The sequence below is a fragment of the Photobacterium aquae genome (assembly GCF_001029445.1).
Classification (GTDB): domain Bacteria; phylum Pseudomonadota; class Gammaproteobacteria; order Enterobacterales; family Vibrionaceae; genus Photobacterium; species Photobacterium aquae.
This window is the reverse complement of record NZ_LDOT01000004.1, coordinates 39,328-59,746: the sequence shown is the minus strand read 5'-3', so window position 1 is coordinate 59,746 and position 20,419 is coordinate 39,328. Positions and strand designations below refer to the sequence as shown.

Below are 20,419 nucleotides of genomic sequence, written 5' to 3'. Positions count from 1 at the left end.
TAGAACAAAACAGAAATAGGCAAGCGCTTGATTAGGTGAAATATTAGCCATGATAGGCTGAGCGGTTTAGCAACAGCTGCAATGGGTTCGGCAGGCAGGGGCCGGTAATTGGCGGGATGGTGCCGATGGCTGTGTGTCCTCGCATCCCGGTGGGCTTTGTGGTTATAATCTCTACCATTGTATAAATAACCAGTAGAGAGCGATGGACGTATCACTTCTGTTAGATGGTCTTAATGACAAGCAGCGCGAGGCAGTAGCGGCCCCGTTGGGTAATTATTTGGTGCTGGCGGGTGCGGGAAGTGGTAAGACCCGGGTTCTGGTCCATCGCATCGCCTGGTTGATGGCTATTGAGCAGGCCTCGCCGTACTCGATTATGTCGGTGACCTTCACCAACAAGGCGGCGGCGGAAATGCGCGGCCGGATCAACGAGCTGATGCAGGGCTCGCTGTCGGGGATGTGGAACGGCACCTTCCACGGTCTGTGCCACCGGATGCTGCGGGCCCACTACCTTGACGCCAAGCTGCCGGAGGATTTCAATATTTTGGATTCCGACGACCAGATGCGCTTGCTCCGCCGCCTGATCAAGGCCCAGAACCTCGACGAGAAACAGTGGCCGGCACGCCAGGCAGCCTGGTATATCAACGGCAAGAAAGACGAGGGGCTGCGCCCGCAGCACATAGAGACTTTCAGCGATCCGGTTGAGCAGACTTGGCTGCGCCTCTACACGGCTTATCAAGATGCCTGTGATCGGGCTGGCTTGGTGGATTTTGCCGAGCTGCTGCTGCGATCCTATGAGCTGCTCAAGCATAGCAAGCATATCCGTGAGCACTACCAGGCCCGTTTCAAGCATATTCTGGTCGATGAGTTCCAGGATACCAACAACATCCAGTATGCCTGGTTGCGCTTGATGGCAGGGCCGCAGTGCAATGTCATGATTGTAGGTGACGACGATCAGTCGATTTACGGCTGGCGCGGCGCCAAGGTCGAGAACATCCAGCGCTTTTTGAATGATTTCAAGGATGCCAAGTCGATATTCCTCGAGCAGAACTACCGCTCTACCGGCAATATCCTTAAGGCTGCCAACGGCCTTATCGCCAACAACAATGAGCGGATGGGCAAGAATCTTTGGACCGAGGGGAGCGAGGGCGAGCTGATTTCGATCTACTCGGCGTTCAATGAGCTCGACGAGGCCCGTTTCGTGGTCGGCAAAATCAAGGAGTGGCAGGATCAGGGCGGAGCCCTGAACGAGACCGCGATGCTGTACCGCAGCAACGCCCAGTCGCGGGTGTTGGAAGAGGCGTTGATCCAGGCGGGAATGCCTTATCGGATCTACGGCGGTATGCGCTTCTTCGAGCGTCAGGAAATCAAAGATACGCTGGCCTACATGCGCCTGATTGCCAACCGCCACGATGATGCCTCGTTCGAGCGGGTGGTCAATACCCCGGCCCGGGGACTGGGCGACCGCACCCTTGATACTATCCGGATGGCGGCTCGCGATCGTGGGGCCACTATGTGGCAGGCCTGTGTGGCTCTGCTGGAGGAGCAGGCGCTAGCCGGCCGGGCGGCCAACTCGTTGCGCCGTTTTATCGAGCTGGTCAATGCCCTTGAGGATGATACCCGTGATATGCTGCTCTACCAGCAGACCGACGAGGTGATCCGCAACTCGGGGCTGCGGGCGATGTACGAGCAGGAGAAAGGCGAGAAGGCCCAGGCCCGGGTCGAAAACCTTGAGGAGCTGGTGACGGCAACCCGCCAGTTCGAGGTACCGGAAGAGGCGGTCGAGATGAGCCCGTTGTCGGCTTTCTTGTCCCATGCGGCGCTGGAAGCCGGCGAGGGGCAGGCCGATGATTTCGAGGACGCGGTGCAGTTGATGACGATGCACAGTGCCAAGGGCCTCGAGTTCCCGGTGGTGTTCATGGTGGGCGTCGAGGAGGGGATGTTCCCTAGCTCGCGTACGACCGAGGAGGTCGGCCGCCTCGAGGAGGAGCGCCGGTTGTGCTACGTGGGCATGACCCGTGCGATGCAGAAGCTGTACATCAGCCATGCCGAGATGCGCCGCCTGTACGGCAAGGATAACTTCCACAAGCCGTCACGGTTTATCCGCGAGATCCCGCAGGAGCATATCGAGGAGGTCCGGATGAAAGCCAAGGTGTCGCGACCTGCTAGCAGCGGGCGCTTCAGTCAGTCGGTGGTCAGCGAGAACTTCAACCAGACCGGCTACACCCTCGGCCAGCGCGTGATGCACCCTAAATTTGGCGAAGGTACGATTATCAACTTTGAGGGCAGCGGTGCCCAGAGTCGGGTCCAGGTTGCCTTCAACGGCGAGGGGATCAAATGGCTGGTGACCCAATACGCCAAGTTGCAGCCGATGTAAGCGCTGCGCGCTGAGCACCCTATTGCAAAAGAGACGATGCCCGCCGGTCAGTTCGACCGGCGGGCCTTTTTTTGCCCATCGGTTGAGGTTAGTGGCCGATCACGGTGCCTTCACGGCGCGGATCCGCCGCTCCGGAGAGTTGTTTGCCATCAATGGCAATGGCCTGCACGCCTGAATTGAGCGGCTTGAGCTGGACTTTGAATCCGAGCTTCTCGAGCTTGGGCTTCCAGTGGTCGGCATCGGTGTCGGCCTCGATTTCTATTGGGCCGAAGCGGTTGTTCATGTTGGGCAGGTCGATGGCCTGTTGCAGATCCAGTCCCCAGTCGAGGTGGCCGATCAGGGTCTTGGCAACGTAGCCGATGATCTGGCTTCCGCCGGGGGAGCCGATGGCCAGATAGGGGCTCCCGTTTGCCATCACGATGGTCGGGGCCATCGAGGAGCGGGGGCGCTTGCCCGGCTCGACCCGGTTGGCGATGGGGTGGCCGTTATTATGGCTGCGGAACGAGAAGTCGGTGAGCTCGTTGTTGAGCAGGAAGCCGCGCACCATGAGCCGGGAGCCGAAGCCGTTCTCGATGGTGGTGGTCATTGAGACCACGTTGCGATTGGCATCGACAATCGAGAAGTGGCTGGTGGAGGGGAGCTCCAGGGACTGGTCAGCCCCATAGTGCAGGGCATGCTGCCAAGGTGGGTTGCCCGGCAGTGCCTCGGGTAGCGCGGTATCCCTGTCGAGCAGTGCAGCACGTTGGCGCAGGTAATCCTCGTCGAGCAGTCCGGTTGTGGGTACCGGGACGTAATCGCTGTCAGCGATGTAGCGGCCGCGATCGGCAAAGGCAAGCCGAGAGGCATCGCTGATCAGGCGCCAGCTTTCGGGATTGTCGGGGCCGAGCTGGCCCAGCGGGTAGTGGCTGAGGGTGCCGAGGATCTGGCCGAGGGTCAGGGCCCCGGAGCTGGGCGGGCCCATCCCGCAGATTTGGTACTGGCGGTAAGGAGCGCAGACGGGCGGGCGCTCTTTGATTTGGTAGGTGGCGAGATCCATCAAGCTGAGAACCCCAGGATTACCGAGGGCATTGCGCACGGTATTGACGATGTCACGGGCTATCTCGCCGCTGTAGAAAGGGCGCGGCCCGTCTTCGGCCAGGAGCTTGAGCGTTGCGGCATAGGCGGGGTTCTTCAGGGTGTCCCCGGCTTGCAGCGGCTGGCCATCGCGGTTAAAGAAATAGTTTCGGGTGGCTTCGAAACGTCGCAGGTGTTCTTGATCCTTGGCAATAAGAGCGGCGAGCCGGGGGCTGACGGTAAAACCATTGCTGGCCAGTGCTTGAGCAGGCTTGAACAGCTCGCGCCACGGTAGTTTGCCGAGCCGCTGGTGGGTATGCCACAGCAGCTTGATCGTTCCCGGGGTACCGACAGAGCGGCCGCCGACCACGGCGTCGAAAAATTGCAGCGGCTGGCCTTTGCTGTCCTGAAACAGGACCGGGGTGACGGCGAGCGGGGCGCTTTCCCGCCCGTCGAAGGTTCTCAGTGCCTGTTGGTCGTTGTCCCAGTAGACGAGGAAGGCGCCGCCGCCGAGGCCAGACGACTGGGGTTCGGTCAGCCCCAAGACCAGTTGGATGGCGACCATGGCATCGATGGCGTTGCCGCCCTGGCGGAGCATGGCGGCCCCTGCCTCGCTGGCATGGGGGTTGGCGGTGGCGACCATCCACTCTTTACCCTGGGCGAGATGTTGGGCGGAGCGGCCGGTAGCTGCCTCGGGGGCATTTTGGTCGGCCGCCTGTTGTGCGGCCGCGGCCGGAAAGACGGCAAGGCAAGCCGCGAGTAACAGCGGCTTGCGGGGAATGTTCCTTGGCATGGTGGGCTCCTTCCTTGGTGGGCTGCAGCAAGCCTATGGGTGGATCACGCCTCTGTCTAATCGACGGTTGGATTTTGTGCTGCCGGTCAAGCTCAGCGGATGACGGCCTGATAGAGGATGGTCCCGCCGATGGTCACGAACAGCAGCCCGCACAGGCCGTCTATGGCCGGTGACCAGCGTAGCAGGCGCTGTTGCATGCGCTGGCCGGTCAGCAGCCATGCCAGCAGGGCGAACCATAGGAAGGCGGTGAGCCAGAGTAGGGCGATGGCGACGATCTTGCCGCTAAGCGGCATACCTGCCGGTACGAGGGTGGAGAGCAGGCTGAGGAAGAACACCAGCGCTTTGGGGTTGAGGATGTTGGTGGTGAAGCCTTTGAGCATCGCTTGGCGACGGTTGGCAATCAGCCGTGCCGGCATCGGATTGACCTGCGCCAGATCCCGGGGCTTGGTCAGTAGGGCGAAGACGCTCTTGAGGGCACCGGTACCCAGCCACAGCAGGTAGCTGCCGCCAGCCACTTGAAGCAGGGTGAACAGGGCGGGATGTTGCTGGATAAGCAAGCTGGCCCCGGTCAGGCTGAGAATGGAATGGATCAGGATCCCCAGCGATAGGCCGAAGGCAATGGCAATACCCGTCTGGCGGCCGTAGCGTCCCGCATTTTGGACCACGAGGGCAAAGTCGGGTCCGGGGCTCATCAGGGCCACAATGTGGACGGCCAGCAGGGTGATAAGGGGAGCGATGTCGTTCATGTTCTCTTTTGTTCCAGTGGGAGGGTTGGGTGCTGCCGGCGTTATGGCCGGCGGCGGTGTCTGTGTCAGGTCGAGTGGGTGATCTTGGTACGGCGGCTCCTGAGGCCATCGATGCTGAACAGTACCAGTGCGGCCCAGATGAAGCCGAAGGTATATACCTTATCAGCGGTGAGGCTTTCGCCGTAGAGGGCAATAGCCAGTATGAACATCAGGCTCGGCCCGATGTACTGGAAGAACCCCAGGGTCGAGAGTTTGAGCTTGGTGGCCGCCCCGGTGAAGCACAGGAGCGGCAGGGTGGTCACGATACCGGCGGCGACCAGCAGCAGGTTGGTCGATAGCGGGTTGTGGCCCCAGTCTGCGGTCGGGCTGTCGGCTATCCACAGGACGTAGATGGTCGCTATCGGCAACAGGAGGCAGGTTTCCATGAACAGGCCGGTCTGGGCGTCGAGGTTGATTTTCTTGCGCAGCAGGCCGTAGAAACCGAAGCTGCTGGCCAGTGCGAGGGCGATCCACGGCAGCGAGCCGAATTGGATCAGCTGGACGGCGACGCCTGCCACGGCCAGCATCACTGCCACCCACTGGAGCGGGCGTAGCCGCTCGCCGAGGAAAAGCATCCCGAGCAGGACGTTGAGCAGTGGGTTGATGTAATAGCCGAGGCTGGCATTGAGCATGAAGTTGTTATTGACGGCCCAGATGAAGATCAACCAGTTGCCGCCGATGAGGGTGGCTGTGGCCGCTAGGAGCAGCAGGGTGCGTGGCCGCGAGAGGACGTGGCGGACTTTGCCCCAGCCCCGGCTGGCTTGCAGCAGGATGGCGAGGAAGAGTACCGACCAGATCACCCGGTGGCTGAGAATTTCGGGGGCGCTGACATGTTGCAGAGCCTTGAAGTAGATCGGGGCGATGCCCCACATGGTATAGGCGGCGAGGGCGAGGATCACGCCGCGCTGGGTTTCTTGGTTTTGTTCGTCCATGAGTGCCTGATCATTCCGAGGTAAAGGTTTGCGACAGATAATTATGCGTCGCCTATGCAGGGCCAGTATAAATCGCATACAAAACCAATACTATGGACTTTTGCTCGGCGGTGCAGGGAGGTGGCCGTCCCCGAGGGGGGAGCGGGCGGCATTCCCAACGGCTTGGACATTGGTATAGAATAGCCAGCCTTTAACAGTCTCTGCGTTCGGCGGGGATGCGACACAGGAACCGCGAGATATGTCAGCCAGCCTTGCCTGCCAACCTGTCCCCCAGGCGACCAGCCAGACCATCCTTGAAGACGTTTTCGGCTACGAGGCGTTCCGTATCGGCCAGCAGGCGGTGATTGAAACAGCCGTGGCTGGCGGGGACTGCTTGGTGATCATGCCGACGGGCGGCGGCAAGTCGTTGTGCTACCAGATCCCGGCGCTGCTCCGCGAGGGCACGGCGTTGGTGGTCTCGCCTCTGATCTCCCTGATGAAGGATCAGGTTGACCAGCTCGAGGCCAACGGGGTCGCGGCGGCCTGCCTCAATTCGACGATGCCCCGGGAGGAGCAGGAAGAAACCTTCCTGGCGATGGCCGAGGGGCGATTGAAGCTGGTCTACGTGTCGCCGGAGCGGATGATGAGCCGCGATTTCATCGACCGGGTCGCGGCATTGCCGATCAGCCTGCTCGCCGTCGATGAGGCCCACTGTATTTCGCAATGGGGGCATGACTTCCGTCCTGAGTATGCGGCCTTAGGATCGGTGCGCCAGCAGTTGTCCGGGGTGCCGGTGATGGCGCTGACGGCGACCGCCGACGACACTACTCGCCAAGATATCCTAACCCGCCTTGCCCTGTCCGAGCCCCATGTCTATCTCGGCAGTTTCGATCGCCCGAATATCCGTTATACCCTGCAGGAAAAGTACAAGCCGATGGCGCAGCTGGCTCGTTGTGTGGCGGATATGCGCGGCCAGTGCGGCATTATCTACTGCAACAGCCGCAAGCGGGTCGAGCAGGTGGCCGAGAAGCTGGCCTCCGGCGGAACCCGGGTGGCGGCTTACCATGCCGGGATGGCGAGTGACGAGCGGGCGTGGGTGCAGGAGGCGTTCCAGCGTGATGATGTCCAGATTGTGGTGGCCACGGTCGCGTTCGGGATGGGCATCAACAAACCCAATGTACGGTTTGTGGTTCATTATGATATCCCTCGTAATATCGAATCCTACTATCAGGAAACCGGGCGAGCCGGGCGTGACGGCCTGCCTGCCGAGGCGGTTATGTTCTACGACCCGTCGGATCTGGCCTGGTTGCGCCGCTGTCTCGACGAGAAGGAGGAGGGGGAGCAGAAACGAGTAGAGAGCCACAAGCTCAATGCGATGGGGGCATTTGCGGAAGCCCAGACCTGCCGCCGCCAAGTCTTGCTCAACTACTTTGGCGAGGCACGCGAGACCCCCTGCGGCAACTGTGATATCTGCCTTGACCCGCCCAAGCGTTTTGATGCGCTCGAAGTGGCGCAGAAGGCATTGTCATGTGTCTACCGTGTTAATCAGGGCTTCGGTATCAACCATGTGGTTGAAGTGCTGCGCGGGATGCAGAACCAGCGGATCCGCGAATATGGCCATGACCAGCTCTCGACCTATGGGATCGGTCGTGAGCACAGCCATGAGTTCTGGGTCAGCATTTTGCGTCAGCTTATCCACCGTGGTTTTTTGGTCCAGAATATGTTGCGCAGTTCGACGCTCCAGTTGACCGAAAAGGCACGGGCGGTGCTGCGCGGCGAGATCGGGCTGGAATTGGCCGTGCCGCGCTTGGACACGGCAGCCAGAAGCAGCAAGAGCGACAAGTTTGCCAGCCGCCAGTACGACAAGAAGCTGTTTGCCAAGCTGCGCAAGTTGCGCAAGGCGATTGCCGATGAGGAAAACCTGCCGCCGTATGTGGTCTTCAACGATGTCAGTTTGATGGAGATGGCTGAGCGGCTGCCGACGTCTGCGGGCGAGATGCTGGCTGTCAACGGGGTTGGTCAGCGGAAATTGGAAAAGTACGGGGCGGCCTTCATGGTGCTGATCGAGGAGCACCTGACGATGGGCGAAGCGGTCGGTTACTAGCGCGGTTCTGATAAAAAAATACCGGGCAATCCGCGCCCGGCACAAATGCGTTGCCCCGGCGGGCCAAATGGCCGGCATGGGTTTATCCGCTACAAAACAGCTTGCGTATTTGGTGAGAATGTTAAATTCACCGGCTGTAATACTCACCAGATCGGTTTGCAGTACAGCCACTCTATAAAATCATGGGTGACTCGTTTTGGCTAGCCCATTGTTATTGCTTGATACGCATAGAAACAATTGGTTACAGGAAAGTTGATGGAAAAGCTATTCGCAAAGGACATGGAAGGCAAAGACAGGATACGGTTTGAGTGCCGTCGCTTGGATTTGGCTGTCCCTGTGCTGGAGCTGGACGTGCACGGCTGGGACTTTGACACCTTCGCTGCTGTAGTCGCCCCGCTGTTGGAGCGCTGGGAGCTGAAGGTGCTCGAGCAAGAGGCCAATGCCGATCTGCATGTATGGCTGGTAGACTTCGAGGGCTGCAAGATGCTGCTCAAGGCGGAGCATTACAGCGGCCAGATCTGGCTGGAAGGGCTCGATGCGGAGTCGACGCCGGTAATGGCTTTTTTGGCCCAGCAACTGCCGATAATCGTGTAATCGGTTACTTTGCGTTCTCCTCTGGTCAATGCCTTGGGTTGCTGTATAATCGCCGCCTTCGGTTGCCGCTGATGCCGATGAGGCTTGGTGGTGTTTTGGGTTCCCTCTCCCCCAATGACAAAAAGGTCTCTACATGACGACTCATTTTTCATCTGCGCAGCAGCGCAAAGCCCTTTCATTTCTGGTGGCCTTCCACCTATTGATCATCGCTTCCAGTAACTACCTGGTGCAACTGCCCTTCACGGTCTTTGGCTTCCATACGACCTGGGGTGCCTTCACTTTCCCGTTTATTTTCCTTGCTACGGATCTGACTGTGCGGATTTTCGGAGCGTCTATGGCGCGGCGGATCATCCTGCGGGTCATGGTACCGGCACTGGCGATTTCTTACGCCTTGTCAGTCCTTTTCTATCAGGGAGAATACCAGGGCTTGTCGCATCTGGGTGACTTCAACCTGTTTGTTGCGCGGATCTCGATTGCCAGCTTCATGGCTTATTTGTTGGGCCAGATTATGGATGTGTCGGTGTTCAACCGCCTGCGTCAGACTAAGCAGTGGTGGGTGGCTCCGACTTGCTCGACGCTGTTTGGTAATGCGCTCGATACGTTGGCATTTTTCTCGATCGCGTTCTACAACAGCCCGGATCCGTTCATGGCGGCCAACTGGGTGGAAATTGCCTTCGTGGATTATGGATTCAAACTTCTGATCAGCCTGGGTTTGTTTGTACCGATGTACGGTGTGCTGCTCAACTACCTGATCAAGCGGTTGACAACACTCGCGCCGAAAGAAGGGGCGATAGCTGGCAGTACAGCCGAGGTATAGCGTCTATCGCTTTGACGGCGGGGCATTTGGCCCGATAATGGGGAATCAATCCGGACCGAGGGGCCAGCAGTTGCTGGCCTTTTGCTTATTCGGGGATGGCGAATATCAGGAGGAACGCACAATGATGATCCGCGAAGCGACGATAGACGAGGCGGTGGCCGTGCTGGCCAAGATCAGCGAGTTTGCCAAACCGGCAGACCATGCGGCAGTGGCCCTGCGGCTGGATGGTCGCAGGGCTCTGGTGCTGGTGGCCGAGCAGGAAGGCGAACTTGTCGGGGTCAAGATTGGCTATGCCCTGTCGGAACAGGTTTTCTACAGCTGGCTCGGTGGGGTCGCGCCAAGAGGTCGTGGCCGGGGGGTTGCACAGGCCTTGCTGGAGGCCCAGGAGGAGTGGGCAAGAGAACAGGGTTATAGTGCCATTCGGGTCAAGTCGAGAAACCGCTTCCCTGCAATGCTGAGGTTGCTGCTAAGGAATGGTTATCTGATTGAAGATATGGACAAAAAAGAAGGGATGTTGGACTACCGCCTGCATTTTGCCAAGCAGCTAGTGAGTGGTGAAATTATTAACTGAGAAGAATTCTCAATAAAATGCTTGCATCTCAAATGAGAATGGTTATTATTAACTTGCACTCAGCGAGGCGAGACAGCCAAAGGCTCGCTTCGTTTGAAGGCACGACATTGCTCACATTGCTTCCAGTGTACTTCAGCTAGGGTTTGTTTTTGGTGTAGGGCTAAAAATAACAACCAATTCTGCTGAGCGGCAGCTACATCCGGCTTGATGCCGAAAGTAGCGCCGCTTTTTCTTTTTTGGGCCATAGTCATGGCTCAGGCAATTTTCACCAGTTCGGCAACCAGTTTGTCAATGCCGGTTGCGGCTTCGCTGAGGCTGCCTGCCAGCATGTAGGCCGGGGTGGTGAGGATCCGGCGTTTTTGATCCAGCACGAAATCGTGGACCGGGCACTCGATATGTTCTCCGCCCATCTGGTTGAATGCATGTGCGGTCTCAGGATCCGTGCCGATCGTACCCTGGGCACCGGGACCGTAGATCTTCGGGATCAGGGCGGGGGCTATGCACAGGTAGGCGGCTGGTTTTTCGGCTTCGGCAAATTGCTGGCACACCCGCTTTACTTCCGGGTGAATGGTGCAGTCAGCTGCCGCAAAGGCAAAGTCCGACAGGTTTTTGGCGACGCCGAATCCCCCCGGCAGCAGCAGGGCATCGAAATCGAGAGGATTGAGATCGCAGATGTCTTGGATATTGCCGCGGGCGATCCGCGCTGCCTCGATCAGGACATTGCGCGTTTCCGGCATTTCCTCGCCCGTAATATGGTTGATCACATGGTGTTGATCCATGTTTGGAGCAAAACAGTGCCAGCTCGCCCCGTGTCGCTCGATAGCGTACAAGCTGAGCACGGCTTCGTGGATCTCGGCACCGTCAAATACACCAGCCCCGCTCAAAATGACCGCAATTTTCTTCATAATGGCTTCCTTTATGGTCAGGTTTGGCTAATCTTACACCGATTTTTTGCCAGTAAAGAGAATTCTGTTAACGTTTTCCACAATTAATGATCATTTTAGGATCAAAGATCCATCGATCTGGCTTTGCTTAAGTTGTTGATTTGAGTGTGTTTATTTTTAAAATCAAAAAGTTATCAAGATTTTGATCAAAGAAAACATTTCAAATACTAACAAACTTATCCACAGGGTGGGGCGATGTCTTGGAAAACAGCGGTTAACAGTTGCTGGGAGTCATGGCATTCTAAGGCTCTGACTCTTACCTCCCTGAATAAGATTATTATTATGGCAAGTATTCCTGAAAATCCGTTGATCCTGATCGATGGCTCTTCTTATCTATATCGCGCTTTTCATGCTTACCCAGGTACGATGAGTAACGGTGAAATCCCGACCAACGCAGTTTATGGGGTTGTGAACATGTTGCGCAGTATGATGCGCCAGTTTGCTTCTGATCGTATTGCTGTGGTTTTCGATGCTAAGGGTAAAACCTTCCGTGACGATATGTACCCGGAATACAAAGCGAATCGCCCGCCAATGCCGGACGATCTCCGTTGCCAAATAGAGCCATTGCATAACGTGATCCGGGCGATGGGCCTACCGCTTATTTGCGTACCGGGTGTAGAGGCGGATGACGTTATCGGTACGCTGGCTTATCAGGCGTCGCAAAAGGGTATGCCTGTATTGATCAGTACGGGTGATAAAGATATGGCGCAGCTGGTGGATGACAACATTACGCTGATCAACACCATGACCAATGTGGTGATGGGGCGCGAAGGGGTCATTGAGAAATTTGGTATCCCACCTGAGCTGATTATCGACTACCTGGCGTTGATGGGCGATAAGGTCGATAACATCCCGGGCGTACCGGGTGTGGGTGACAAAACGGCCACGGCGCTGCTACAAGGTATTGGTGGCCTAACCAAGCTGTACGAAAACCTTGATGACATTGCCGCGCTTGGCTTCCGTGGTTCGAAAACCATGGCGAAGAAGCTTGTCGACAACAAAGATAATGCCATGCTGTCTTACGAACTCGCGACCATCAAGCTGGATGTTGAGCTGGAAGAGACGCCGGAATCTCTGCTGAAAGCAGAGCCAAGCAAAGACGAGCTGATCAAGCTATATGGCCAGCTGACGTTCAAGGCTTGGTTGAACGAGCTGCTTGATGGCGGTACTGGTGTCGTGGAGGCTGATGAATCAGCCGGTGCAGCGCGCGCCACATCGGCGGTGCAATCGAACATGGACACATCGGCTGTCAACATCGACCGCAGCCAGTATGAGACCATTCTTGATGAAGCCTCTTTCAATACTTGGTTGGATAAGCTCAAGGCCGCCGATCTGTTTGCGTTTGATACCGAGACCGACAGCCTGGACTACATGGTGGCGAATTTAGTCGGCCTGTCGTTCGCGACCGAGGAAGGCGTTGCTGCCTATGTGCCGGTTGCCCACGATTATCTGGATGCCCCGCAGCAGCTGGACCGCAGCTGGGTTCTCGAGCAGCTCAAACCGATCCTTGAAGATGAGGCTCAGGCGAAAGTTGGCCAGAACCTCAAGTACGATGCATCGGTTCTTGCGCGTTATGGGATTGAAATGAAGGGGATCAAGCATGACACCATGTTGGCGTCCTATGTCTACAACAGCGTAGGCGGCAAGCATGACATGGACAGCTTGGCACTGCGTTTCCTTCAGCATAGCTGTATCTCGTTCGAGCAGATCGCCGGCAAAGGCAAGAACCAGCTGACATTCAACCAGATCGATCTCGAGCAAGCCTCGCCTTACGCCGCGGAAGATGCAGATGTGACGCTGCGCCTGCACAACCGCCTGTTTGCCAACATCGAGCATGACGAAAAGCTCAAGGCGGTATACGAAGAGATCGAGATGCCGTTGGTGCCTGTACTGTCTCGCATTGAGCGTACTGGTGTGCTGATTGATGAAATGAAGCTGAGCGCACAGTCGGTAGAAATTGCTGCCCGCCTTGAAGAGTTGGAGAAGAAAGCGTACGAGATTGCGGAGCAAGAGTTCAACATGAACTCACCCAAGCAGCTGCAGGCGATTTTGTTTGAGAAAATGGGGCTGCCTGTTATCAAGAAGACGCCGTCGGGTACACCTTCGACCAACGAAGAGGTGCTGCAAGAGTTGGCGCTGGATTACCCGCTACCCAAGCTGATTTTGGAATACCGCGGCTTGGCGAAGTTGAAATCGACGTACACCGATAAGCTACCGAAGATGATCAACCCAGCTACGGGCCGCGTGCATACGTCTTACCACCAAGCGGTGACAGCGACTGGCCGTTTGTCGTCAACGGATCCTAACTTGCAGAATATTCCGGTGCGCAACGAAGAAGGCCGCCGTATCCGTCAGGCATTTGTCGCGCCGGACGGCTACAAGATCCTGGCTGTCGACTACTCGCAGATTGAACTGCGTATTATGGCCCACCTATCTGGTGACCAGGCGCTGCTTGATGCGTTCCGAGAAGGTAAAGACATCCACGCGGCAACGGCTGCGGAAATCATGGGTATTGCGATTGATCAGGTATCAAGTGAGCAGCGCCGCCGTGCGAAGGCGGTGAACTTCGGCCTGATTTACGGTATGAGTGCATTTGGCTTGGCGAAGCAGCTTGGTATCCCGCGCGGTGAGGCGCAGGACTACATGAATGTCTACTTTGAACGCTACCCGGGTGTGATGCAGTATATGGAGGACACTCGTACTGCAGCGTCAGAGCAGGGGTTCGTCGAGACTATCTTCGGTCGTCGCCTGCACTTGCCTGAAATCCAATCGCGTAATGGTATGCGTCGCAAAGCCGCCGAACGTGCTGCGATCAATGCCCCGATGCAAGGGACGGCTGCGGACATTATCAAGAAAGCGATGCTGCTTGTTGACCAGTGGATTGGCCAGCAGCCGGAAGGCCGCGTGCGTTTGTTAATGCAGGTACACGATGAACTTGTATTTGAAGTACAGGAAGCGGATGTAGACAACGTATCTGCCGAGATCAGACGCCTGATGGAAGCGGCTGCCGAATTAGCCGTTCCGTTGATTGCTGATGCTGGTATTGGTGATAACTGGGATCAGGCACACTGATAAATCAATGCATTAAGTTACAGGTAAGTAAAATGGCCAGCGAAAGCTGGCTATTTTTTTATGAAAAATAAAGCATCAATAAGTTACGGAACTTAGAAATAAGTTACGACTTAATGAAAAAAAACTACGAAAAGTACTTTTCAACACTGAGCAATTGATATACAGTTATCTGCGTAGGGTACAGAGGTAAGATGTTCTATCTTTCAGACCTTTTGTTTCACGTTATTGGATTTGGCTGATTCAGCCGCCCTGACCATTTGGTCAGGGCGTTTTTTATTTGGGCCCTGCAAACGTTCCCCCCTGATATATCCCTTCCCCTGTTAGTGATCTTTTTTCCCCTCCATTGCCTCATTTTGTTTGTATTGGGTCGATAATGACACCATTTCCATGGTTTTTTGTCGAAAAAACAAACGATTTTTAGCTGCTGATAATGACGGCTTGAAATTAGAGTATTTACTTTAATTTAAATAGGGGGGCAGGTATAATAATGCTGCTTCTTGTTCATATTTGTTTTTGGGTGGGGACTTTGCGTCGCCGGCCAACAAATCCATGAAATAGCCACCCACTTATTTTGGGTGGCTTTTTTTTATCTCGCTATTCAGCAAAATGTAATTTTATTCCAGATATGACAACAACATCTCTAAATTTAGAGATGTTATTTTTCTTTATAAAACAACTTGGTGGCATTTTTGTGGTGAAGTGTCTAAAAGTAGATGTTATCGCATTGAAATGTAGGTGTGCTAAGCATCCAAGCTGCTGCAAAAAAGCACAAAAACTGGATAAAAAACTTGCGTTGCCCCGAGAAATACTTGATGCTTGCCGGACAAAAATAAAAAAAACTCCTATTTCTCTCCCATTACCCCGCCTGGATGGCGGGGTATTTTTATGCCGCCGTACTGGTGGGGTAATCTCGCGCAGGCGAAGATAAAAAAAGCTCCCAGAGGGAGCTTTTTTTATCTAGAAAGAGTGGAGTGGATTATTCTTCGTCACCCATCTCATCTTCGTCCTCGGCGAGCAATGCCATCTGGCGCTCAAGCTCCGGGGCAAACCAGCTATCAAGCTTGCGGCGAACTTGGTCGACGCCGATGCCCTTGAGTGAAGAGAACGCCTCAACCTGAATATCGCCCCCGAAGGCTTTCACACTTTCGCGGACTTTCAATAGCTGCTGCTTGCGGGCTCCGCTCTTAAGTTTGTCGGCTTTGGTTAGCAAAACCAGTACCGGAAGGCGGCTTTCAATGGCCCACATAATCATCTGCTGGTCGAGATCTTTAAGTGGGTGGCGGATATCCATCAGTACCACAAGGCCTTGCAAGCATTCGCGTTTTTGCAGGTACTCACCAAGAGCCGCCTGCCATTTCAATTTCATTTCCAGCGGAACCTGAGCGTAGCCGTAACCCGGTAGATCGATCAGGTTACAACCCGGAACAACTTCAAACATGTTGATCAATTGTGTTCGGCCAGGCGTTTTAGAGGTACGAGCTAGGCTTTTCTGGTCGGTGATGCGGTTCAGTGCACTTGACTTACCTGCATTGGAGCGACCAGCAAATGCAATCTCAACGCCTGCATCCGTCGGTAGCTGTCGGATCGAAGGTGCACTTGTGATGAATTTGGTGTTTCTATAGTTGAGAGGTTGATTCACTGTTAACTCCGTCAAGTCTTGATGTAGTAGACTGATTACTTTTTTGTGAAATTGTGTAAAATAAACAAACAGCGTGCTGGGCAAGTGGGCGATTGTATACCATGTTGCCGAGCATTACTTGTGGTACTGGAAGCTCTATAATTATAAACGGAATGTCATGAAGAAATTAGCACTCATATTGACTCTGCTGGCCAGTTGCTCAGCCTGGGCCCAGGGAGACGCCGAAGCCGGTAAAGTGAAAGCCGCGACTTGTGCCGCCTGTCACGGGGCAGATGGTAACGGAATTATGGCGCAATACCCGAAAATAGCGGGTCAGCACGCAGGTTATCTGGAGAAGCAGCTTAAGGACTTTAAACTTGCTATGACCACAGGTGGCAAGCAGGGCCGTAATGATCCCGTGATGGGTGGCATGGTTATGCCATTGACCGAGCAGGATATGGCTGATTTGGCCGCTTACTATGCCTCATTGCCGATCTCCGATAACACAACCCCTGAGTCTTCGGTCGATGTTGCGCTGGCGTTGTACCGGTTCGGCGATGCAGAGCGTGGGATAACCGCGTGTACGGCCTGTCATGGTCCTCGTGGTAATGGAACCAGCCTGTCAGGCTTCCCCAAGATATCGGGCCAGAATGCCGAGTACGTCAAACTCCAGTTAGAGAAGTTCCGCAGCAGCGATCGCGGCAACGACATGAACGCAATGATGCGTGCGGTGGCTACCAAACTCAGTGATGATGAGATCACAGCCCTGTCCCAGTACGTCGGCGGCTTGCACTAATAAGGCAGTGCTACTGCGTCATGAGAGTTAAAAGAGGCGGCCATTGGCTGCCTTTTTGTTTTTCAGGGATAGTGTTTTGAAAGTCGGCAACATCTTGCTTTGGTGTCATCCTCGATAGCTGACTGGGTTGTAAGAGATTGGCTATATATAGAGGGGCATTGTTGATATTGTTGCGGGGGGGATGGCTGATAGTTCCCTTATCCAACAGTGGCTTATGGTGTTTGAAATAAACTTACCGAAAGTTGGTGGTTTGCGATGCATTGTTTCGTCAGGGCGATCCGGTAAAGTAGTCGATGTCGCCGAAGGAAGGGGCGGCAGGGACAGGATTGCGCCAGTGACGGCAGGGCAGGCAGCCCAAAGGAGCACAGGATGTTCGGCCAGGCTGGCCGTAAGCGAGCACGATGCTCAGGATTGCCAGGAGGCTCTGAGGGATCGGGCATACAGGCGGGGCAGGACCGCCTGACAGACAGGAAACAGGGATTACCAAAATTCATCAGGATGATGAAGAACAACGAGTTGGCACGGAAGGCGATAACAATGACAGGATTTGTCTGACCGGGATGTTATAGCTGGTTAAGGACCGACCAAATCCGGATAACGCCGATGATGGCGAACCATCAAGCGACAGGCTGTGCCTGTCGCTTTTTTCTTTTTCTCTTCTTCGTATCTCGCTGGGGCAGCCCTAGAGATGTAGTGCACACTTCTCCAGCAAATCTGCTATGATACCCGGCTTGATCATATTCCACGGTGCTGCCGTCACCCGGTCTGCAATAGAATTGGAGCCGAAATGCAAACTTGCCCGCTTTGCCATAGCCAGGGGGCTGGCCTATTTCATCAAGACAAGCGTCGCCAGTATTTTCGCTGTGGCCACTGTGCCTTGGTTTTTGCCGATCCGGCAGCCAGGCTGTCGCCAGAAGACGAAAAAGCGCACTATGATTTGCATGAGAACAACCCGGAAGATGCCGGATACCGGCGTTTTCTGAGCCGGTTGGCCGACCCGCTGCAGGAGCGGCTGGGAAGGAGCAAGCTAAATGGCCTAGATTTTGGCAGCGGGCCCGGCCCGACCCTGTCGCTGATGTTTTTCGAGCAAGGCCACGACATGGCAATTTACGACCCGTATTTTGCCCCGGAGCCTGCCGTGCTGGCAACGCAGTACGACTTCGTGACCTGCACCGAGGCCATTGAGCACTTTTACACGCCAGCCAAGGAATGGGGGCTGCTGCTTGGTATGGTGAAACCCGGCGGTTGGCTGGGATTGATGACCAAGCTGGCAACTGATGCCGATGCCTTCTCGCGATGGCATTATAAGAATGACCCGACCCACGTGAGCTTTTTTAGCCGCGACACATTCAAGTTTCTAGCCGAGCGAGATGGTTTGGAGGTTGAGTTTGTGGGTAATGATGTAATTTTGCTGAGGAAAACCCAGTAATGACACGTAAGAAAAGAAGCCGTAAGCCGGGATCAGAAGGTCCAGCGGTTTACACAGACAAGACCCGTAACCAGATTGACCGCGATGGCTTGCAGCGCAAGAAAGACCGCAAGCGCAAAGGACTGAAGTCGGGCAGCCGCCATTCGGCAAGCGAAATTGAGCAGGTACGTTCAGGTGGTCAGAAGAAAGACCCGCGCATTGGCAGCAAGAAGCCAATCCCGCTAATCGTCGAGCCTAAGAAGCCGCTGACCAAGCAGGAGCGCCGCCTCAACGCCGAGCAGGAACTGGCGATGCTGGAAAATGACGCGCAGTTGATGGTGCTGCTGGACCGTATCGATGCGGGTGAGAAGCTGGGTGCCGGTCTGCAGAAGCAGGTTGACCAGAAGCTTGACCGTATCGAGCAGCTGATGAAGCAGCTTGGCTTGCTTGATGAGGCGCCAGCTGTTGCCGAGCCTAAATCGACAGCCCCGCGCAGCGATGAAGACTTGCTTGATCAGTTCGAAAACATGGCTTTTGACGATTTCGACAAGGAGTAAGCCTTGCAGGATATGACGCTATGGCTAGGACTGGCCGCCTTGATAGTGGTGCCATTGGCTGCCTATGCCGTGTATTTGCTGGTTAAGTTATACCAACAGCACCGACGCCATGTCGCTTTTATGGCGCAGGCCCAGCAGCGCCAGGCTGAGGGGATCCGCCAGCGAAATGCCAATATTATGGAAAGCGTATACACCATCGCAGAGGCGGCTTTGCAAGGACAATGCGATTTGTCCGAGGCGGCCATTCGCCTGTGCAAACTGATGGAGGTGCTGCAGGGTGAGAGCCAGATAGATGCTGCGAGCTGTTATCCGGCTCTGCATGAATTGTACCTGGTGGTGCAAGACATGCCCCGAGGCGAAGCCCGCTCAACGCTGGCCAAGCAGGAGCGGATGAAATTGGATCTGATCAGGATGAAGGCCGAAGCCCGTCTCAACGAGACAATTAAGGCCGATCTGGCGCGTATCCTGGAAACCAAGCCTCAGGTAGCTTGAATTAAGTTGCCTACTATTAGAAGCCCTCTTGTCAGGTAAGCCTGGCAAGGGGGCTTTCTTTTGTTTCTCTTATCTACATCTTTACCAAGTTATGGCACACTTGGTGGATCACAATTCCCCCTGTCAAGTGGAAGTAAGTCATGTCAAATGAGCAGATAATTTGGGATCAGGCCATCATCGAAAAATATAATTATTCTGGCCCGCGTTATACTTCATACCCTACCGCCCTTGAATTTCATGAGGCTTTCACGCCTGCCGAATTTGATATGGCTTGTGCGCAGTATCCGGATCGCAAACTGTCGCTGTATGTCCACATCCCGTTCTGCCACAAGCTTTGCTATTACTGCGGTTGCAATAAAATCATCACCCGCCATCAGCACAAGGCTGATCAGTACCTTGATGTGCTGGAGCAGGAAATCCGCCAGCGAGCCGAGAAGCTGGGTGGCCGCGAGGTGAGTCAGCTGCACTGGGGCGGCGGTACGCCGACGTTTCTGACCAAGCCGCAGGTCAGCCGCCTGATGGATGTGTTGCGCAGCCATTTTGCGTTTACCGCCGATGCCGAGATCAGCATCGAAGTCGACCCGCGAGAAATTGAACTGGATATGTTGGATCACCTGCGCAGCGAGGGTTTCAACCGCCTGAGTATCGGGGTTCAGGACTTCAACAAGGAAGTCCAGCGTCTGGTTAACCGCGAGCAGGATGAGGCGTTTATCTTTGCGATGGTGGAGCGCGCGCGCGAGCTCGGCTTCCGCTCGACCAACCTTGATTTGATCTATGGCCTGCCAAAGCAGACTCAGGCTGGTTTTGCCGAGACTCTGGCTGAGGTGCTGACTATGCGCCCGGGCCGGCTATCGGTGTTCAACTATGCCCACATGCCAACGTTGTTTGCCGCCCAGCGCAAGCTGAAAGACGAAGACTTGCCTCAGGCCAAGGAGAAGCTGGCTATTTTGCAAGACACCATCGCGACTCTGACTGGCGCGGGTTACCAGTTTATCGGGATGGATCACTTCGCCCTGCCTGATGACGAATTGGCCGTGGCCCAGCGCAATGGCATATTGCACCGCAACTTCCAGGGCTACACCACTCAGGGTGATTGTGACCTGCTGGGCTTTGGCGTATCGGCCATTTCAATGATCGGCAACTGCTATGCCCAGAACCAGAAAGAGCTGAAGAAATATTATGCTGCGGTGGAAGCAGACCAGCATGCGTTGTGGAAAGGGGTTGGCCTTGATGACGATGACATGCTGCGCCGTGAGGTGATCAAAGAGCTAATCTGTAATTTCCGTCTCGACAAAGGCGAGATAGAGCAGCGCTTCGGGGTCGACTTCGATGCCTATTTTGCCGAAGACCTGACGTTGCTCAAGACCTTTATTGATGATCAGTTAGTGACTGTTGGCGACACCCACATTGAGGTTGAGCTCAAGGGACGTTTGCTGATCCGCAATATTTGCATGTGCTTCGACAAGTACCTGCGCGATCGAGCACGCCAGCAGCAGTTCTCGCGCGTGATCTAAGCGCTCTGTCTCGGCG

Annotated in this window: 18 protein-coding genes; 13 read left to right on the top strand and 5 right to left on the bottom strand. The window is 55.4% G+C overall.

Annotated features, from left to right (window positions below; all coding sequences use genetic code 11):
• Positions 1–202 precede the first annotated feature (202 nt).
• On the top strand, positions 203–2,374 hold the full coding sequence (uvrD, locus tag ABT56_RS04285; RefSeq protein ID WP_047877634.1) for a DNA helicase II: 2,172 nt from the start codon (positions 203–205) through the stop codon (positions 2,372–2,374).
• 88 nt (positions 2,375–2,462) lie between these two features.
• On the opposite strand, the gene ggt is transcribed toward uvrD, so the two are convergent.
• From ggt to rarD, 3 genes are all read right to left on the bottom strand, one after another.
• Positions 2,463–4,220, bottom strand: a complete 1,758-nt coding sequence (ggt, locus tag ABT56_RS04280) for a gamma-glutamyltransferase (RefSeq protein ID WP_047877633.1) — start codon at positions 4,218–4,220, stop codon at positions 2,463–2,465.
• A 92-nt stretch (positions 4,221–4,312) separates the two neighbouring features.
• A complete protein-coding gene (locus tag ABT56_RS04275) occupies positions 4,313–4,966 on the bottom strand; it encodes a LysE family translocator (RefSeq protein WP_047877632.1) in 654 nt (217 codons plus the stop codon).
• A gap of 65 nt (positions 4,967–5,031) precedes the next feature.
• The gene (gene rarD, locus ABT56_RS04270; protein WP_047877631.1) at positions 5,032–5,937 is read right to left on the bottom strand and encodes an EamA family transporter RarD; all 906 of its coding nucleotides are present in this window, start codon (positions 5,935–5,937) and stop codon (positions 5,032–5,034) included.
• 238 nt (positions 5,938–6,175) lie between these two features.
• Between rarD and recQ the strand changes: the two genes are divergently transcribed.
• From recQ to ABT56_RS04250, 4 genes are all read left to right on the top strand, one after another.
• Positions 6,176–8,020 (top strand): ATP-dependent DNA helicase RecQ, encoded by a 1,845-nt coding sequence (gene recQ, locus ABT56_RS04265; protein WP_047877630.1) that lies wholly within the window; start codon positions 6,176–6,178, stop codon positions 8,018–8,020.
• A gap of 237 nt (positions 8,021–8,257) precedes the next feature.
• Positions 8,258–8,614 carry a DUF3630 family protein gene (locus ABT56_RS04260; protein WP_240478249.1) on the top strand — a complete coding sequence of 119 codons (357 nt, stop codon included), beginning with the start codon at positions 8,258–8,260 and terminating at the stop codon, positions 8,612–8,614.
• A gap of 133 nt (positions 8,615–8,747) precedes the next feature.
• Positions 8,748–9,431, top strand: coding sequence for a 7-cyano-7-deazaguanine/7-aminomethyl-7-deazaguanine transporter (locus ABT56_RS04255; RefSeq protein WP_047877629.1), 684 nt, complete (start codon positions 8,748–8,750; stop codon positions 9,429–9,431).
• A gap of 121 nt (positions 9,432–9,552) precedes the next feature.
• Complete coding sequence (locus ABT56_RS04250) at positions 9,553–10,002, top strand: GNAT family N-acetyltransferase (RefSeq protein ID WP_047877628.1); 450 nt, start codon at positions 9,553–9,555, stop codon at positions 10,000–10,002.
• A gap of 254 nt (positions 10,003–10,256) precedes the next feature.
• Here the strand turns inward: ABT56_RS04250 and elbB are convergent, their stop codons facing one another.
• Positions 10,257–10,907: an isoprenoid biosynthesis glyoxalase ElbB gene (gene elbB / locus ABT56_RS04240; protein ID WP_047877626.1), complete on the bottom strand. Its 651-nt coding sequence runs from the start codon at positions 10,905–10,907 to the stop codon at positions 10,257–10,259.
• Between the two features lie 321 nt (positions 10,908–11,228).
• Here elbB and polA point away from each other — a divergent pair, with 321 nt between their 5' ends.
• From polA to ABT56_RS23840, 3 genes are all read left to right on the top strand, one after another.
• Positions 11,229–14,018 carry a DNA polymerase I gene (gene polA / locus ABT56_RS04235; RefSeq protein WP_047877625.1) on the top strand — a complete coding sequence of 930 codons (2,790 nt, stop codon included), beginning with the start codon at positions 11,229–11,231 and terminating at the stop codon, positions 14,016–14,018.
• Between the two features lie 191 nt (positions 14,019–14,209).
• The gene (gene spfP / locus ABT56_RS24695; protein WP_438616993.1) at positions 14,210–14,257 is read left to right on the top strand and encodes a small protein SpfP; all 48 of its coding nucleotides are present in this window, start codon (positions 14,210–14,212) and stop codon (positions 14,255–14,257) included.
• A gap of 386 nt (positions 14,258–14,643) precedes the next feature.
• Positions 14,644–14,946 carry a hypothetical protein gene (locus ABT56_RS23840; protein ID WP_157037775.1) on the top strand — a complete coding sequence of 101 codons (303 nt, stop codon included), beginning with the start codon at positions 14,644–14,646 and terminating at the stop codon, positions 14,944–14,946.
• Between the two features lie 48 nt (positions 14,947–14,994).
• Here the strand turns inward: ABT56_RS23840 and yihA are convergent, their stop codons facing one another.
• Entirely contained in the window at positions 14,995–15,657 is a 663-nt protein-coding gene (gene yihA, locus ABT56_RS04230; RefSeq protein ID WP_047877624.1) for a ribosome biogenesis GTP-binding protein YihA/YsxC, read from the bottom strand.
• A gap of 157 nt (positions 15,658–15,814) precedes the next feature.
• Here yihA and ABT56_RS04225 point away from each other — a divergent pair, with 157 nt between their 5' ends.
• The 5 genes from ABT56_RS04225 to hemN all read left to right on the top strand — a co-directional run bounded on the left by ABT56_RS04225 (position 15,815) and on the right by hemN (position 20,403).
• Positions 15,815–16,432 carry a c-type cytochrome gene (locus tag ABT56_RS04225; protein WP_047877670.1) on the top strand — a complete coding sequence of 206 codons (618 nt, stop codon included), beginning with the start codon at positions 15,815–15,817 and terminating at the stop codon, positions 16,430–16,432.
• Between the two features lie 787 nt (positions 16,433–17,219).
• Entirely contained in the window at positions 17,220–17,861 is a 642-nt protein-coding gene (locus ABT56_RS04215; protein WP_047877622.1) for a class I SAM-dependent methyltransferase, read from the top strand.
• Positions 17,861–18,397: a Der GTPase-activating protein YihI gene (yihI, locus tag ABT56_RS04210; RefSeq protein ID WP_047877621.1), complete on the top strand. Its 537-nt coding sequence runs from the start codon at positions 17,861–17,863 to the stop codon at positions 18,395–18,397. The genes ABT56_RS04215 and yihI overlap by 1 nt, the downstream gene beginning before the upstream one ends.
• 12 nt (positions 18,398–18,409) lie before the next feature.
• Positions 18,410–18,889, top strand: coding sequence for a DUF2489 domain-containing protein (locus tag ABT56_RS04205; RefSeq protein WP_047877620.1), 480 nt, complete (start codon positions 18,410–18,412; stop codon positions 18,887–18,889).
• Between the two features lie 140 nt (positions 18,890–19,029).
• Entirely contained in the window at positions 19,030–20,403 is a 1,374-nt protein-coding gene (hemN, locus tag ABT56_RS04200) for an oxygen-independent coproporphyrinogen III oxidase (protein WP_047877619.1), read from the top strand.
• The last annotated feature ends 16 nt before the right edge of the window (positions 20,404–20,419 follow it).